This is a genomic window from Litorisediminicola beolgyonensis (assembly GCF_042679605.1).
GTDB classification, from domain to species: domain Bacteria; phylum Pseudomonadota; class Alphaproteobacteria; order Rhodobacterales; family Rhodobacteraceae; genus Litorisediminicola; species Litorisediminicola beolgyonensis.
Map to the genome: position 1 here is coordinate 40,662 of NZ_JBHTMU010000029.1, position 16,281 is coordinate 56,942.

At 63.8% G+C, this 16,281-nt stretch carries 9 protein-coding genes and 1 pseudogene; 6 read left to right on the forward strand and 4 right to left on the reverse strand.

Going from position 1 to position 16,281, the window contains the following annotated elements; translation table 11 throughout:
* The first annotated feature begins 2 nt into the window (after positions 1–2).
* Complete coding sequence (locus tag ACFQ4E_RS14840; protein ID WP_386804884.1) at positions 3–4,268, forward strand: Ig-like domain-containing protein; 4,266 nt, start codon at positions 3–5, stop codon at positions 4,266–4,268.
* A 78-nt stretch (positions 4,269–4,346) separates the two neighbouring features.
* On the opposite strand, the pseudogene ACFQ4E_RS14845 reads toward ACFQ4E_RS14840, so the two are convergent.
* Both ACFQ4E_RS14845 and ACFQ4E_RS14850 read right to left on the reverse strand, forming a co-directional pair.
* Positions 4,347–5,464: pseudogene (locus ACFQ4E_RS14845) on the reverse strand (IS3 family transposase); the annotation flags it as partial.
* A 286-nt stretch (positions 5,465–5,750) separates the two neighbouring features.
* Positions 5,751–7,844: a serine/threonine-protein kinase gene (locus ACFQ4E_RS14850; RefSeq protein ID WP_386804885.1), complete on the reverse strand. Its 2,094-nt coding sequence runs from the start codon at positions 7,842–7,844 to the stop codon at positions 5,751–5,753.
* A gap of 136 nt (positions 7,845–7,980) precedes the next feature.
* Here ACFQ4E_RS14850 and tssH point away from each other — a divergent pair, with 136 nt between their 5' ends.
* From tssH to ACFQ4E_RS14875, 5 genes are read left to right on the forward strand one after another with little or no spacing between them, the layout of a single operon-like run.
* Positions 7,981–10,719, forward strand: a complete 2,739-nt coding sequence (tssH, locus tag ACFQ4E_RS14855) for a type VI secretion system ATPase TssH (RefSeq protein WP_386804887.1) — start codon at positions 7,981–7,983, stop codon at positions 10,717–10,719.
* A gap of 9 nt (positions 10,720–10,728) precedes the next feature.
* Positions 10,729–11,823, forward strand: a complete 1,095-nt coding sequence (locus ACFQ4E_RS14860; protein WP_386804889.1) for a DUF2169 family type VI secretion system accessory protein — start codon at positions 10,729–10,731, stop codon at positions 11,821–11,823.
* Positions 11,823–12,869, forward strand: coding sequence for a beta-ketoacyl synthase N-terminal-like domain-containing protein (locus tag ACFQ4E_RS14865; RefSeq protein ID WP_386804891.1), 1,047 nt, complete (start codon positions 11,823–11,825; stop codon positions 12,867–12,869). Before ACFQ4E_RS14860 ends, ACFQ4E_RS14865 begins: the two co-directional genes overlap by 1 nt.
* The gene (locus ACFQ4E_RS14870; RefSeq protein ID WP_386804893.1) at positions 12,869–13,984 is read left to right on the forward strand and encodes a DUF4150 domain-containing protein; all 1,116 of its coding nucleotides are present in this window, start codon (positions 12,869–12,871) and stop codon (positions 13,982–13,984) included. Before ACFQ4E_RS14865 ends, ACFQ4E_RS14870 begins: the two co-directional genes overlap by 1 nt.
* Positions 13,985–14,000: 16 nt before the next feature.
* On the forward strand, positions 14,001–14,924 hold the full coding sequence (locus ACFQ4E_RS14875) for a hypothetical protein (protein ID WP_386804895.1): 924 nt from the start codon (positions 14,001–14,003) through the stop codon (positions 14,922–14,924).
* A 6-nt stretch (positions 14,925–14,930) separates the two neighbouring features.
* On the opposite strand, the gene ACFQ4E_RS14880 is transcribed toward ACFQ4E_RS14875, so the two are convergent.
* Positions 14,931–15,281 (reverse strand): hypothetical protein, encoded by a 351-nt coding sequence (locus tag ACFQ4E_RS14880; RefSeq protein ID WP_386804896.1) that lies wholly within the window; start codon positions 15,279–15,281, stop codon positions 14,931–14,933.
* A 3-nt stretch (positions 15,282–15,284) separates the two neighbouring features.
* Complete coding sequence (locus ACFQ4E_RS14885) at positions 15,285–15,722, reverse strand: DUF6484 domain-containing protein (protein ID WP_386804898.1); 438 nt, start codon at positions 15,720–15,722, stop codon at positions 15,285–15,287.
* Between the last annotated feature and the right edge of the window lie 559 nt (positions 15,723–16,281).

The following is a 16,281-nucleotide window of genomic DNA, read 5'->3' on the forward strand; positions in this document are numbered from 1 at the left end:
TGATGGGTACCAAACACGCCGCGCGCCGCCGCACCACATCTTTCGCGGGTGGCCTGTTGCTTGCGCTTGTCACCACCGCGACCGCCGGACCCAACCCGTTGAACTCGAACCTGATCCCGGACGAATTCCTGTCGCGCTACGGGATCACACCAAGCTGTACGAACTGCCACGGCAACAACTCGTCCGTGCGCCCCGGTGAAAACACGGCGCTCAGCCAGGCGTCGGGCGGGTCCACCCTGTATGGCCGGGCGCTCGACGCGAACATGAGCTTCAGCCTCGACGGTTCAGGCAACAGCATTCCCAACAGCACAATCCAAAGCAACGGCTTCAACACGGTCGAAACGACCTACGCGCCGCATGTGGCAACGGTCAACGGAAACGGCTTTTCCGGTGGCGCAGTCACCCTGCCCGGCAGCCAGTCAAGCCTGGCGATCACCTTTGACAGCGGCCTGACCTTCTTTGGCGACGGCGGCACGCTGTCCGCGCTGAACCAGACCGGAGACCTGGCGTCGCTGGTGCCCGCCGGTGTCAGCACGGCGATCACTGTGCCTCTGGGCAGTCTGGCTCTGGAAACGCGCGGCGCGCGGCGGCGGGCGGGCACGCCCTACACGCTAAACTTTTCGCCCAAGAACACCACCGGGTTCCAGAATACCTCGGCCGCCAATGTCGAGCGCAACCAGATCGCCATCAGCTTTCTAAACATCGCGCCCACGGCCACCGCCGACAACTACGTGGCGACCGTCGGCAATGACGACCGTAACCCGCTTGCCCTGCCCGTTCTCGGCAACGACACCGACAGCGACGGGCCAGAGGCCGACATGACCGTGACGCTGGTCTCGGGCCTGACCGGCACCGATCCCGGCACGCTCAGCCTGAACCCCGATGGCAATGGATTTCTCTACAGCCTGCCCGCGACGCTGCCGCTGACCGCCTCCAGCACGACCTTCCAGTACGCCCCGGTCGATGGCGAGGGCCTGCAAGGCAACACCGTGACCGTCACCATCAACCGTCCCGCAGGCACGCCGCCCGCCAATCCGCCCGTGGCGCAGGACGACGCCTTCACCTTTGCCGAAGACAACGTGCTGACCGGCAACGTCGCCAATGACAATGGCAACGGGCCGGACACCGATCCCGAAGGCATCGGAACCGTTAGCTTCAGCGTCCTGAACGCGCCCAACCGGGGCACGCTCGACCTGCAGACCGACGGCAGCTTCACCTATACGCCACTGGCCGATGACACCGGCACGCTGACCTTCGACTATCTGGCCGACGACGGCACCGCGACCGACACGGCCACCGTGACTCTGACCCTCACGCCTGTCAACGATGCGCCCACCGCCGCGCTGATCGCGCTGGGTCAACGGACCGAGGCCGAGGCCGATCTGACCGCCGACCTGCTTGACAGCGCCTTCGTGTCCGATGTCGACGGCGATACGCTGGTCGTGTCGGACGTGGCCGTGCTGATCCAACTGAACGAAACCGACAGCAACCCGGTCGACTATGTCGAGACCGATGTCTACACCATTGCCGGGTCGACGATCATCCTCTCGCCCACCGCGCTGACCGATCTGGACAACGATGAAAGCGCAGAAATAACGGTTACTTACAACATATCTGACGGCACGGCCCCAACCATAGGCAACACGTTGACGCTGGAAATCGTCGGGCTGGATAACGGGCTGGGACGGCTAGCGGGGCTCTACGCCGACCAAATCAGTTCGCGCTACAACGGCCACTTCGGCGGCATCAACCAGGCCAATGCCAGCTGCCACACCTGCCACGTGCCTGGGCAGGTCGATGCCGATGTGGATACGGTCGACGAATGCATCCAGTCGCCGCCGGTGTTCAACAGCTACGGGCTGGGTCTGTGTCTGAACCGCGACGCCTCCACGCCGGCGCTGGCCGATCTGGAACGCCGCATGTCCGAGGCCGAGCCTGAATTCGCGCCCCGCCTCGCCGCTGCCCCGCGCTTTGTGATCGACGAAACTATCCCGGCGGGTGACGCGGTCGGCGGACCCCTGTCCGTCGCCAGCACCGGCAAGACGGTCGACGGACTGACCGCCGACATCGTGGACTATCTAGTGATTGCGGGCGGAGCTTTGTCCCAGACCGACGAGACGGGTCAGTTCACCGTCGATGACGGCGGCCAGATCCGCGTGGCCTCGGGCGCGACGCTGACTCCGGGGGTCTACAGCTTTACCGTGATCCCGGTGAACGATGCCGGGCAGAAGGACAATTCTGGCAACCTGCGCGACGGCATCCCCGGCTTCTTCCCCTTCGACACCGCCAACCAGACCGCCTTCACGGTCGAGGTCAACGCGGTGCTGCCGCAGACCGTGGCCGACACCGCCTCCACGCTGATCGACACGCCCGTCACCATCGACGTGACCGCCAACGACCTGGCCGGCAATGCGACAGGCGTGGCCATCGCCTCGGGTCCGGGCAACGGCACCGCCGTGGTCAATGACGACCTGACGGTCAGCTACACGCCCGCCAGCGGCTTTGTCGGGACCGACAGCTTCACCTACACCGCCTCGAACGCGCTTGGCACGTCAGCGGCGGCCACCGTGACCGTCACCGTTCTTGGGTCGGGCAACGTGGTGGCGCGCGATGACGCGGCCACCACGATTTCCGGCGCGCCGGTGACCATCGACGTGCTGGCCAACGACCTGGGCGCGGTGACATCCGGCACAGGAGTGACTACCGTTGCCATCGTTAGCGCCCCTGACAGCGCCACAGAAGGCCGTCTGGCCGTTTCCGGGCAGTCGCTCACCTTCACCTCGGTTGCGGGCTTCGCGGGCGCCGTGACGGCCCGCTACAGCGCCACCAACCCCGGCGGCGCCACCACCGAGGCCGACGTGACCATCACCGTGCTGGAAAGCGGCACCAGCCTGATCTCGGATACCCTGGCCGATCCGGAACTGCGCAAGGTCGCCCGCAGCTTTGAACAAAGCTGCGCACTCAGTTCCGACGCGGACTACCTCGCGGCCTGCGTCAACCTGACGACCGCCGCTAGTAATGGCGAGAACCTCGCCCCCGCCATGCGCGCGCTGCGCAACGAGGAACACCTGGCCACCGTCGACACCGCCCGCAGCATCGCCCGCACCCTGGGCCGGGGCCTTCAAAAGCGGATCGGCCTGACCCGGAACGGCGGCGTGCGCGGCTTCGACATGTCGGGCATCAACCTGACCATCGACGGCGAAAGCGTGCCGACGCAGTTCCTGTCCGACCTCTTCAAAGGGGTGCTGGGGCTCTCCACGCAGGACCGGCTGGACGACACCGCCTGGGGCTTCTTCGTTGCCGGTGACATTTCGGTCAGCGAAAAGGACGGCGGCGACAACGATGACGGGTTCGAAACCACCGTCGGCAACATCCTGATCGGCATGGACCACGCCCCCGACCCCGGCCGCGCCATCGGCGTCGCGCTTGGCTATACCACCGCCGAGACCGACTTCTCGGGCGGCGGGTCGCTCGACACCCAAGCGGTGCAGGCCTCGATCTATGGCCGGGTGGATGACGCGCTGGCGGACGGGATCGACTTTGACGGCTACCTGTCCCTTGGACGGCTGAAATTCGACAGCGACCGGCGGATCTTGTTCACCGCCAACGGTGTGACGGTCGACGAAAGTGCCGAGGCGGAATTCGAAGGCACCTATATCAACATCGTCCCGACCCTGTCCTTCTCGGAACAGCTGGGCCGCTACGGCGACCCGCTGGGCGATATCCGGACCGGGACGGAACTGCGCTGGAAAGCGGGCCTCGACTACCTGCGCCTGAACGTCGACGGCTACACCGAAAAGGGCGGCGCCGGGCTGGGCCTGACAACGCAGTCCGAAACGTACGAATCCCTTCTTCTGTTCTTGGGCGTCGACGCCCGGCGCCCGATCTGGCTGTCGCCGCGCGTGGCGTCCGAACTGCGCGGCGGCCTGACCCTGCGGTCCGAACTGCTGGACGAGACCCGCAGCGTCACGTCGTCCTTTGCCGCCGCAGGCGACGGCGCGCCCACCTTCACCGTGGCCGAGGACGGCGCCAATGGCCTGGGCGGTACGGTCGATTTCGGCATCACGCTGGGGCTGAACCCGGGCGAACTGGCGGTCGATTACAGCTATGACTTCAACAGCGGCGGCCTGCGCACCCACGGCATTTCGCTGGGCTATTCGCAAACCTTCGGGCAACGCGGCAACCTGGACCTTGGCCTGCGCCGGAACTTCGCCGAGGGCCAGGACGGATCGCTGGATGCCGAGGCGAACTATACGGTGAACTTCTGACCTGGCTTCCCCGCGGATAAGGTTAGCAGCCCTGACCTTGAGCAGCCTGAACTGACTGGTCCGTGCTGAGTGTTCGTGTATGACCGGCCTCTGATCCATCGGGATGACGGTTTTGGGTGCCGGTGGGCCGATAGCCTAGGACGTTGTGTGACCTCCTGGTGTTGTCGTGTCGCAGCCAGTTCTCGATGATGATTTGGGCTTCACGGAGCGAGGAGAAGATGTCTCCGTTCAGCAGTTCATCGCGGAGCCGGGCATTGAAGCTCTCTGCATGTCCAGTCTCCCAAGCTGACCCCGGTTCGATTTAGGCCGTTCTGGCGCCGACAGCGGCGATCCATTTCCTACCGCCTCTGCGACGAACTCGGGTCCGGTGTCGGACCTGATGAAGCCCGGCACTCCACGCAGGATGAACAGGTCGCTCAAGGCGTCGATGACGCTCGTCGCGTTCAGCGTCCGCGCGACCTTGATCGCGAGGCAGTCCCGGCTGAACTCGTCGAGGATGATGAGCAGCCGGAAGGCCGTTCCGTCATCGGTCCGGCAATGAACGACGTCGTAGCTCCAGACATGATCGGGGTGCTCGGGCCTGATCCGAGCGCATGATCCGTCGTTGAGCCAGAGTCGGCTCTTCTTCGGTTGCTTCGATGGCGCTTTCGCCCCTCCCGTCGCCACAGCCGCTCGACACGGCCATCGTTGAGCTGCCAGCCTGCATCCCGCAGCAGCGCCGCGATCCGCCGATAGCCGTAGTGGTCATATTGCCGGGCCAGTTCGATCATTTCCGCCACCAGGCGGTCTTCGTCCGCGCGCCCTTGCGGCCGACGCCGCTGTGTCGAGCGATGCTGGCCGAGGACGCGGCAGATGCGCCGTTCCGATACCGACAGCTGACCATGGGTCATCGATGCACGCACGCCGACGGGCGGGGCTCAGACGTTTCCCCGGGCAGCCTCGGTCAGAATGAGCTTATCCAGCGTCAGGTCGGACACCGCCTTCCTCAGCCGCTCATTCTCTTTCTGCAGCCGCTTCAGCTCTCTCAGTTGATCCGTTTCCATCCCGCCGTACTGTCGCCTCCAGCGGTAAAACGTCTGCTCCGTTATGCGGAGCTCGCGGATCGCATCCACTCGCGCCATGCCTTGCCCGACAAGCACGTCAACTTGTCGAAGCTTCGTGACAATCTCCTCGGGCTGCGGTCGCTTGTTCGCCATTCCTGGTCCTCCGTTTGCCAACCAGAGCGGTAGACCAATTCAGTTGCGGAGGCTCAGCCCGGCGGGGCGGGTGACCGCGCGGGCTCTGGTGCGCAAGGTGTTCAGCCCGGCGTTCCACGTTCCTCGAACGCGACAAATTCTGCTTTCTTCTTGCTCCGCTGCTTGGCTTCCAAGCCAACAGCGACTGTATACCCTCGCGCGTGCGTTTCGGAACATGAAGGATCTCGCGGAATACCGGGACCATCGCGCAAACCAATAAGCGCGATATTCGACCCTAATCGGCGCTTCAAGGTCTTGCGTCGATGATCCGCGAGGCAACGCCGATGATCTGGTCCTCGCGCCCCGGCAACGTCTGTTCCAGCGCTTCGGCCACCGACGACACGCTTTCATCGCGGGGGCGGCGCAGGTCGAACAGCGGAGTTTTGGAGAGGATGGCGATGACTTCGGACTTGCCGTAATCGCCCTCGGTCACCTGCACGGCAAGGCGTTTGGGGTCTTCCTTGAGATCGTCGAGCGACCATAGCACCCGGACCCGGCGCACGCCGTTTTCGACCGTTCCCAGATTGTCGACCATATGTTCCGTCTGGTTGATATTGGGCAGGACGTGAAAGACCTTGCCAGTGTTGTCCACGATCATGACCCAAAGTGAAGCACCCGACAGCGTTGCCGGCATCTGGATGTCGACCACCGGGTTGTCGCCGGTATTGAAAACGCCGGTCAGCGCGGCCTCGCCCGTGGTCCCGCGCCCAAGCCAGACCGACACGGCGCCCGGTTGATAGCGCGGCATGACGGCGCGGATCGCACAAAGGTCTTCGTTAAGGGTTGTGGTTTCGACGCGCAGGTCGCGGTCGCCGACAAGGGGGCTAAGCGCGGCTTCGATCGCGGGCGCATCCGCGGCACTGGCCACGTCGCCCAAGACGGTGATCGTGTCAAAGAGCGCGAATGCGGCAGGCTGATCGGACGGTGCCGAAAGAGGGCCGCAAGTGGCGAGGCGGTTCAATTCAGGCTCTAACATGGCCCAACTGAGTGTTTCGGGACCTGCGACTAGATCGCTGGTCACGTCCATTGCGGCAAGTTCGCGCCATTCGGACAGGGTGTTGCGCAGGCCGTCGCGCACGGTTGACGATGGGGCGAGCCCGGTGAGGGTGGCGCTGTTGCCTGTGATGTCGAGCGTCCAGCTGTCCAGCGGCTGCACAACGGACAGCAGGTCCGAGACATGGGCGGGCCAGTCCTCATCCGGCATGCCGCGGGCCAGCGTGAGGGCGGTTTCGGACGGAGTGGAGCCCGTTGTATCACGAAACACCGCGCGCAGGGCAGCGGCGGTATCGGCGTCGGGGGCGTGACCGATCAGCGTGCCGCCCGTGTCGGGGTCAAAGCTGGCGGCCAGTGTATAGGGCGTGATCTGGGGCAGGGCAGGGGTGAAGACACCAGCGGCCCAGAGACCGGCCCCGCTAGCGGCTAGGGCTCCCGCGCCAAGCAGGGGTATCAGCGGGCTGCGGCGTTTTTTCCTGTCGCGGTTGTGGCCCTTTTTCCGCGGCACATGGGTATCGGGCTTGAGCCAGCCGCCCAGACGGTCCAGCGCTTCGCTGGCAGATTGCGGTCTTTTTGCCGGATCCGGGTCTGTCAGCCAGTCGATCAGGTCCTTGAGCGGCGCGTTGATGTGGGACGTATCGAGCGGTTCGCGCTTGAAGCGCACGACCTCGCCCGGGCTGCTGCCCACTACGGGGATTTCCTGCCGGACAGCGGCCAGAAGCGACGCCCCCAGCGCATAGAGATCGGTGCGGTAGTCGGCGTGACCGTCCAGCTGTTCGGGGGCGGCATATTCGTATTTGCCGGCAAAGTCGTTGCCGACAATGGTACGGGCCCCGGTGGCGGTGTCCTTGGCGATGCCGAAGTCGATGATGGTGGCGCGCTCGGGCTTGCCGCCGCGCAGGATGATGTTGTCGGGCGACAGATCGCGGTGCACGATCCCCTGCGCGTGGGTGGCGACAAGGCCTTCGAGCACCCGGTGGGCGATGATCATCAGCGCGCGGTCCTCGACCCGGCGATCGAACATGATGTCATTCAGCGACGGGCCTTCGATATAGTCCATCACAAGAAAGACGTGGCCTTCGTCGGTGCGCGAGCATTCGGAATAGCGCACCACCGCGTCGTGGATGATGTTGCGCATCTGCTCTTCGCGCTTCATTAGTTCCACATAGTCGGCATTGCCGGAGAAGCGCGCGTTCAGGGCCTTGATGGCAAGATCGCGTTCGACGATCTGGTTGCGGGCCAGATAGACCTCGCCCGTGCCGCCACGGCCCAGAAGGCCGATGATTTCGTAGGTGTTATTCAGAACCTGGCCGGGTCTGAAGATGTCGGATGGCAGCGGATCTTTCATCTAGCGGGCCTCTTGGGACGGAGAGTCAAAACGGTCGATTCAAATCTGAAACCGGTCTATCATGCTGTAACAATGTCTTTTTGATTATTTCATCGGTGCACCAGGACGACAAATTTTATTTCGGAGGCTCTTTCCCATGGCCGCACGCGGGTCGCAGGAAACCATCAAACGCAAAGAGCTTGTGGGCAAGCTCAACCCTATTTGCCTGAAAGCCTTTTCCGAGGCAGCGCAGGCGGCCAAGCGGCGCGGTAACCCTTATGTGGAACTGGTGCATTTCATCACCGCGCTGGCCGATACGGACCTGTCGGATGTGGCGATCCTGCTGGACGCCGCAGGTGTCGACCGGCACAGGTTCGACGGCGACGTTCTGAAGGCGACCGATGCCTTGCCGCACGGGGCGGGGTCGGTCGAAGAGTTTTCCGACCATATCTTCCGCGCCATTCAGGAGGCGTGGAATTTCGGATCGCTCGAGTTTGGCGACGATACTGTGCGGTCGGCCTATATCCTGCTGGGCGCGCTGCAGGTGCCGGTGCTGGAAGGGCTGCTGTTCAAGATCAGCCTCGAGTTCGACAAGCTGGAACCCGGCGCGATGGCAGGGCAGCTGGATGACCTGCTGGCGGAGTCGCTGGAACGGACCAGCACGCCCGACGCGGGGGGCGATGCGCCGAAGAAGCCGCGCCCGGGTGGGCAGTCGGCGCTGGAGCAATTCGCCACGAACCTGACCGCGCGGGCGCGCGATGGTAAGATGGACCCGGTGGTGGGCCGCGACGCCGAGATCCGGCAGATCGTCGACATCCTGCTGCGTCGCAAACAGAACAACCCGATCTTGACCGGCGAGGCGGGTGTGGGCAAGACAGCGGTGGTCGAAGGCTTTGCTCAACGACTGGCCAAGGGCGATGTGCCGCCGCAGCTGCGCAATGTGGAATTGCAGATGTTGGACATCGGTCTGATGCAGGCGGGTGCCAGCGTGAAGGGCGAGTTCGAGAAGCGTCTGAAGGCGGTGATCGAGGAGGTGCAATCGTCCGACGTGCCGATCATCCTGTTCATCGACGAGGCGCATACGCTGATCGGGGCTGGGGGGGCTGCGGGCACTGGCGATGCGGCGAACTTGCTGAAGCCACCGCTGGCGCGGGGCGAACTGCGCACGATTGCCGCCACCACCTGGGCCGAATACAAGCAGCATATCGAACCGGACCCCGCACTGACCCGGCGCTTTCAGACCGTGAAGGTGGACGAACCGGACGAATCCAAGGCGGTGCTGATGTGCCGTGGCGTGGCGGGCGTGCTCGAGAAGCACCACAAGGTCGAGCTGCTGGATGAAAGCATCGAGGCCGCCGTGAAGCTGTCGCACCGCTTTATCCCGGCGCGGCAATTGCCCGACAAGGCGATCAGCCTGCTGGATACAGCGTGTGCACGCGTTGCCGTCTCGCAACACGCCACCCCCGCCGAAGTCGAGGATCTGGAGCGTCGGCAGGCGGCGCTGGAGATCGAACAGGGCATCATCGAGCGGGAAGAGGCGATCGGCATTGAGGTGGCAGACCGCAAGGCGGCGGTCGAGACGCAACTTGTCTTGGCCCAGAATGCGTTGGAAGCCGCCAAGGCCCGCTGGGAGGCCGAAAAGGAAATCGTGGAAGAGATACTCGACCTGCGGGCGCAATTGCGCGGGGCAGGGGCCAAGGTGGACGACACTGGCGAGGTGGGCGATGCCGAAGAGGTGCTGGCCGAACAGGCCGAGGCCGAAGGCGCCGCCGAGGTCGAGCTCACGGCAGAGGCTGCCCCCTTTGACCGCGAGGCAAAGCTGGCGCAGCTGAAGGCCAAGATGGCCGAACTGACCGATGCGCAGGGGGAAAGCCCGCTGATCCTGCCGGCGGTAGACAAGGCCGCTGTGGCGTCGGTGGTGCAGGACTGGACCGGTATCCCGATGGGCCGAATGCTGGCCAGCCAGACCGAAAAGGCGCTGAGCCTTGCCAGCAATATGGCCGAGCGCGTCGTGGGGCAGGACCACGCCATGGCAATGATCGCCAACCGCATCCAGACCTCGGCCGCCGGGCTGAAGGCGCCGGAAAAGCCAGTGGGCGTGTTCATGCTCTGTGGTCCCTCAGGCGTGGGCAAGACGGAAACCGCGCTGGCGCTGGCCGAGCTGATGTATGGCGGCGAGGACAACCTGATTTCCATCAATATGTCCGAATTCCAGGAGGCGCATACCGTCAGCACGCTTAAGGGCGCGCCGCCGGGATATGTGGGTTATGGAAAGGGCGGCATCCTGACCGAAGCCGTGCGGCGCAGGCCCTATTCCGTGGTCTTGCTGGACGAGGTGGAAAAGGCGCACCCTGACGTGCACGAGATCTTTTTCCAGGTCTTCGACAAGGGAATGATGGACGACGGCGAAGGTCGGCGGATCGACTTCAAGAACACGCTGATCCTTCTGACCTCGAACGTGGGGTCCGAGGAAATCATGACGATGACCGAGGACGGCACTGTCAAGGCCGACGCGGAAGAGATGAACAAAGCCTTGCGCGCGCCGCTTCTGAAGGTGTTTCCGGCGGCGTTGTTGGGCCGGGTGGTGACGATCCCCTACTATCCGCTGTCGGACGTGATGATCGAGGCGATCGCGGGTCACAAGCTGCGCGGCATCGCCAAGCGGCTCGGCGAAGGCTATTGCGCGGAACTGGTGATCGGGGACGGGGCGATGCAGGTCATCAAGGACCGCTGCACCGAAATCGAAAGCGGCGGCCGGATGATCGACGCGATCCTGACGAACACGCTGATGCCGGAACTGAGCCGCCGCATTCTGACCTACCGACTGGAGGGCAAGGAGCTGAACAAGGTGACCGTCACGGGTGGCGACGCCGGGTTCGACTACATCTTCACGTAAGGCGCTGTCATGGATGTGATCTGCCGCATTCCCGGCGCGCACCAGATGGCTGGCGCGATGGACGTGCGCGGCCGCGAATACATGGTGCTGGTTGTGCGATCCACGCTGGCCTTCCCGGACGTGCCGGGCGGCGTGGCGCGGGCCGCGGCCGAACAGACGCCGCTGGTCTATGCTGACACATTCACCGGCGCGCCGGGGTTTTCGGCGACCCTGTGGGAGACCGATTTCGCCTTTCGCAAGGCGCGCTGTGACGTGGTGGTGCAGGGTGCGGCCTATGCGCCGGGCGGGCGCGCGGCGGAACGCGTGCCCGTGGGCCTGCGCGTGGGCGGCTGGAGCAAGGGGCTCAACGTGGTCGGCTACCGAGAATGGCGGGTGTTCGGGCCGTCGGTCGCGGCGACGCGCCCGCATCCGTTCACCCGCGCGCAGTTTAGCTATGACACGGCCTTTGGCGGGGTGGACCGGCTGGACCCCGACGACAAGACACCGCCCGCCTATCTGCCCAACCCGCATGGCCGCGGCTTTGCCAGTTTCCGCAATCAGGCGTTGCTTAACGGTGCGCCCCTGCCCAACACTGAAGAACTGGGGCGCGAGGTGACCTCGCCCTACGAGGAATATCGCCCGATGGCGCTGGGTCCGGTGTCGCGGGCCGCGCCGCAGAGGCTGCGCTTTGCCGGGACCTATGACGAGAACTGGGAGAAGAACATCTTCCCCTTCCTGCCGCCGGATTTCGACGAACGGTATCTCCAGCAGGTGGGCGAGGATCAGCAGATCGACCCGCCTGCGCCGGGTACCGAGGTTGTGTTGCGGAACCTGACGCCCGCCGGGAACGAGGCGTTCCGCCTGCCGAACCTCGACCTGCCGGTCGTGATCTTTGACGCGCGGGGCGACACCGTACTGGATCGAGTGATGCGCCCCGATACGCTGCTCTTTGATACCGAGACGCGCCGGGTGTCGGCGGTCTGGCGGGCCAGCGCCCCGGTGCGGCGGCACCTTTCGGAATTCCGCTTGGCCTGGGTGGGGCACCCCAGCCGGGCGATGACGCGAGCGATGGCCTCGGGGCGTCGCTATGTGCCGATGCGCCAGCTTGAACGGCTGGACAGCTGATGGCTGCACGGGTCAGCATCCTGTCGGCGGGGATGGTCACGGCGGTGGGCCTCGACCGGCTGTCCAGCTGCGCGGCGCTGCGAGCGAAGATCGACGGTTTTCACGAAACCCGGTTCGTGGGGGCGGGGGGCGCGTGGCAGGTTGGCGCGCCGGTGCCCTTGCCGCGCAACTGGATTGGCGAAAAGCGGCTGGCGCATCTGGCCGCCGGCGCGGTGGTGGACGCGTTGAAGGGGCTGAAGGGCGGGCCTGGCCGGCTAGCGGTGGTGCTGTGCCTGGCCGAAAGGGACCGCCCGGGGCGCCCCGTGCGCGACCCCGACGGCTTTGCCGCGCAGGTTTTGACCTATGCCGGGCTGGCGGCTTCAACCCGGCGTTTTGTCATTGAATTCGGGCGGCCCTCGGGCTTTGTGGCGCTGGACAGAGCGCAGCAGATCATGCGTGAGGGGCAGGCCGATCACGTGGTGATCTTGGGTGTCGACAGCTACCTGACCACGGTGTCGGTCGCGCATTACATCGCCGCGCAGCGCTTGTTGTCGGCGGACAATCCAAACGGGTTCCTGCCCGGAGAAGCGGCGGCGGCGATCGTTGTCGCGCCGGGCGAGTTGCGCCATTTCGCGCTGGCGGGCCTCGGGATAGCGCGTGAGGCGTCGTATATCTACAACGGCCTCGATGAGGACGGGCTGGACCTTCCGCTGCGCGCCGACGGCATGACCGAAGCCTACCGCGTGGCGCTCGACGGCGCCGGGGTCAGTCTGGCGCAGGTCGAGTACCGGATCGCGGATCTGACGGGCGAGACCTATTTCTTCAAGCAATCCGCGCTGGCCCAGCAACGCCTGATCCGGCAGCGTAAGGAATTCCAAGACCTGTGGAGCCCGGCCGAAAGCCTGGGCAATTGCGGCGCGGCGGTCACGCCCCTGATGATCGGCTGGGCGCTGACGGCCTACGAGCGCGGTTATGCGCCGGGTCATCCGGTGCTGGTCGAGGCATCGGGCGATGATGGGGCCTGCGGCGCGGCGGTGTTCGAAGTGCCACGCGGGAGGGCGGGCTGATGGGAGACGTGTTCGCCAACGGGCTGGAGGTGTCGGGCAAGGCCGTCGGGGCCAAGACCATCGCGGAATTCCCCGACGTCTGCATGACCCCGCCCGAAAACCCCGCCACCCCCCCGGGCGTGCCCGTGCCCTACCCGAACTTCGCCATGGCGGGCGACACCGAAAAGGGCACTGGCAAGGTGCTGGTCAAGGGCAAGGAGGCCAACCTCAAGAACAAGTCCGACATGTCAAAGACATCGGGCGACGAGGCCGGGGCGGCGGCCAAGAAGGGCGTGGTGACGTCGAAGAACACCGGCAAGAGTTTCTTCAAGTCATGGTCCCCGAACGTGAAGTTCGAAACCGAGCCGGTCGTCCGCATGACCGACCTGACCACCAACAACCACGCGTCAGACCCCGGCAACGCCCCGCCGTTTCCGCATATCGCCAAGCTGAACATGTCAATGGCAGATTGTGAGGCTTTGCTTCTGAAATACGAGATGCTGCCGCAAGACTATGACAAGCTGAAATGCGATGAAGGTTACTGGAAAGAGCATACAGTCGAAAACCAGTTCTTTGCCTGCCGGGGGATGCGGCACCTGACGAAAGGCGGATCGACCTGCAAGAAGTGGAAAAGCTATGCCGACGAGAACGGCAAGTGTATCTGTATGCACACGATTTACCCGAACGGCAAGAAAAGCCAGGCGGATTCCCCGAAGCGCACTTGGATGCGGGGCGATCAGGTGCGTTCCCGAAAAGGATCCGACCACAAGATCAAATCGGCGATGTGCGCGGATTCACTTTATCATACGCCCTGCCAATCTCTGGATCAGTTCATGGACACCTGTGTGGACGCGACGCTGACTTGCCACGAGAAGACGCAGCATCTTGCAGAGGGTGATCCCGAACGGGAAAAGGTGGGGGCTTGTTTGAAGAACGCAAACAAGGAAGCGATCAAGGAACAGCTTGACGACGAAAACAAGGAGGACTTCGAGAAGAAGTCCCAGGGACGGGCGCAATGCCATGATGCCGGTGGCGGGTGCGACGTGCGCGCGGCGAATGGCAAGTCGCCGAGTGATGCTATGTCCTCGGCCGAGTCGGGCCGGATGTCGGATGCTCGCGCGGCGGGCCGGTGCTGATGCGAAGGGATAAGAGGTGATACTTGAACGCGATCAGATCGTCGAGGCCATGGACTATATCCAGGCCGATCCGAACTATTCGTTCGAGTGCACTCAGATCGCGATAACCGGCCCGGATCGCTGCGCAATCCTGTTTGAAATATCAGATCCGGATCATGAAATCCGCGTCTGCGTGATATTCGATGTGGAAGGCTTCGACCCCGCGAAGGCCCGTCCGATAATGGTGACCGATCTGTGGATGTATTCGCTGTCCGCAACGTCGATGGAGGACCTTTCTGCGCTCGAGGTCGGGCGCGACATCTGGCGGGGAGGTCCGGATAACTGGGCGCGCACGCAGGCGGCGGACTGGTTCAACAATCAGGTCTGGTGTTTCGATCCGGCGACCACCTTCCTGATCGGTGCGCACGGACAGGCCAGCCGGTTTGACGGAACGACTTACACGCCGATCAAACCGGCGGCGGATGCTTTGCTTTTCGATATTCATGGCTTGAGATCGGATCACATTTATTGCGTCGGTGCGTCCGGAACCCTGCTTCGTCTTGACGGCGATGGCTGGGAGAGGATCGATTTATATTCGAACCAGCGATTGCGCGGTGTCGATGCGACGCGCCCCGAGTTGCTTCGGGTCTGTGGCGACAATGGCGTTTGCCTCGAGGTCAGGAACCAGACAGAAATCGTGCCGATAACGGCTCCGGGCAGTTACTTCTTCACGGTCAGGGAATGGCGGGAAGAGGTCTATTGGGGCGATAGCTGGCACGGGGTTTATCGCCAGCGAGGTACCGACCTGGAAGAGTTCCACGAAAGCGGCATGGCCTATGATTTCCGATGCGACGAGAATTTTCTCTACAGCGTTGGAACGGACATGGCCTGGCGGTTTGATGGAGACGACTGGAAAGCCCTGCGCCTGAATTATGCTGACGGCGTGTTTTCGCTGGTCTGAAGACGGTCACGCCAGGTGATGGTCGAGATAGCGCCTGACACCGTCGAGATCGAGGGTTGCGATGGTCAGCCGCTCGGCGCCCGGGTGGAGCATGCGCAGCACGAAGAGCTCTCCGGCCTCGGGGAATTCGTTGTAGCGTTCCTGGGCGATGGTGCGGCCGGTTTTTCCGGCAATCCGGAGCCCGTCGATATGGGCCTCAAGCTGGTCGCGGACGCGGGCGATGCGGGTGTCGTCCATGTTCTCGTTGCGCTCTTCGTCGGGGTTCAGCAGCGCGTCGTCGTAGATCGTCCAGAGGAACGCGGCCTGTTCGGCGTGCTGGCGCACGATGTCTTTCAGGACGGGGATCGCGTCGGACATGGGTCAGTTCAGGTTCACGGATCCGCCGCGAATACGGTTCGATCCGCTGGCATGGCTGACAAGGTGCTTGCCGCGTATGGTGATGTGGCCGTCCTTCTCCATTATGATGACCGACTTGCCGACGCGCAGTTCGATCCGGTCCTCGGCGGTGATGCGGACGGTTTCGCCGTCGCGGATGACAGTGGGCGTGTCGGGCGCCTTGGGAGGATCGGTTCGCACGGGTTCCACAATGCGGCCGATCACCAGCGGACGGGACGGGTCGCCATCCTCGAACAGAAGCGCGAGTTCGCCGCCGGTATCGTCGGGCGACAACTGCGTCAGGCTGCGGGCGGGGATGGCGGTGTCCGAGGGGTTGCCGGGAAAAACCACCAAAGGCGCCCTATCGCGGAACCCGATTAGCAGCCCGATAGCCACGCCGTCCACGTGATCCTTCACTTGCATGACCTGCCTCGCAATCGGTTTGATCTCAATGCGTACAGTATTCCACGCGGCGCCGGATAGACCAAGGCCCGTGATAGGGAGGGGTTCGGGGCTGCCGGCCGCTAGGGCGTCTGATAGCGGTCGGGAAAGTCGCGTGTGCGGGACGAAGCTGTCCCTTATTTCGTGAACCTTCGGGTCTGCATATGTGCTAGCGTTATGTGATGCTAAGGTTCAAAATGCTTTGAATGGGAATGGCTGCGGTGCTGTTGGCAGGTTGCTCATCAATTCCTGAAATGACCTCGCAAGATGGCTCAACATTCACTCCTGAACGCAACGTCATCGCCTATGCCGGACTTGAATGAGCCTCCCCAACTGAATTGGTCCAGCGCTCTGGTTAGCAAACGTAGGATCAGGAATTGCGAACAAGCGACACCAGCTCGAGGAGATTGGCAGGAAGCTACGGCAAGTTGACGTGCTTGTCGGGAAAGGCATTGCGCGAGTGGATGCGATCCGCGAGGTGCGCATAACGGAGCAGACGTAAGGCCGCTGGAGGCGACAGTACGCCGGGATGGTAACGAAT

What these genes read in the sequence shown, in the direction of transcription:
- ACFQ4E_RS14850 (WP_386804885.1), bottom strand. Translation starts at nt 7,844, where the DNA reads ATGAAAGATCCGCTGCCATCCGACATCTTCAGACCCGGCCAGGTTCTG.
- ACFQ4E_RS14885 (WP_386804898.1), bottom strand. Translation starts at nt 15,722, where the DNA reads ATGCAAGTGAAGGATCACGTGGACGGCGTGGCTATCGGGCTGCTAATC.
- ACFQ4E_RS14880 (WP_386804896.1), bottom strand. Translation starts at nt 15,281, where the DNA reads ATGTCCGACGCGATCCCCGTCCTGAAAGACATCGTGCGCCAGCACGCC.
- ACFQ4E_RS14865 (WP_386804891.1), top strand. Translation starts at nt 11,823, where the DNA reads ATGGCTGCACGGGTCAGCATCCTGTCGGCGGGGATGGTCACGGCGGTG.
- tssH (WP_386804887.1), top strand. Translation starts at nt 7,981, where the DNA reads ATGGCCGCACGCGGGTCGCAGGAAACCATCAAACGCAAAGAGCTTGTG.
- ACFQ4E_RS14860 (WP_386804889.1), top strand. Translation starts at nt 10,729, where the DNA reads ATGGATGTGATCTGCCGCATTCCCGGCGCGCACCAGATGGCTGGCGCG.
- ACFQ4E_RS14870 (WP_386804893.1), top strand. Translation starts at nt 12,869, where the DNA reads ATGGGAGACGTGTTCGCCAACGGGCTGGAGGTGTCGGGCAAGGCCGTC.
- ACFQ4E_RS14840 (WP_386804884.1), top strand. Translation starts at nt 3, where the DNA reads ATGGGTACCAAACACGCCGCGCGCCGCCGCACCACATCTTTCGCGGGT.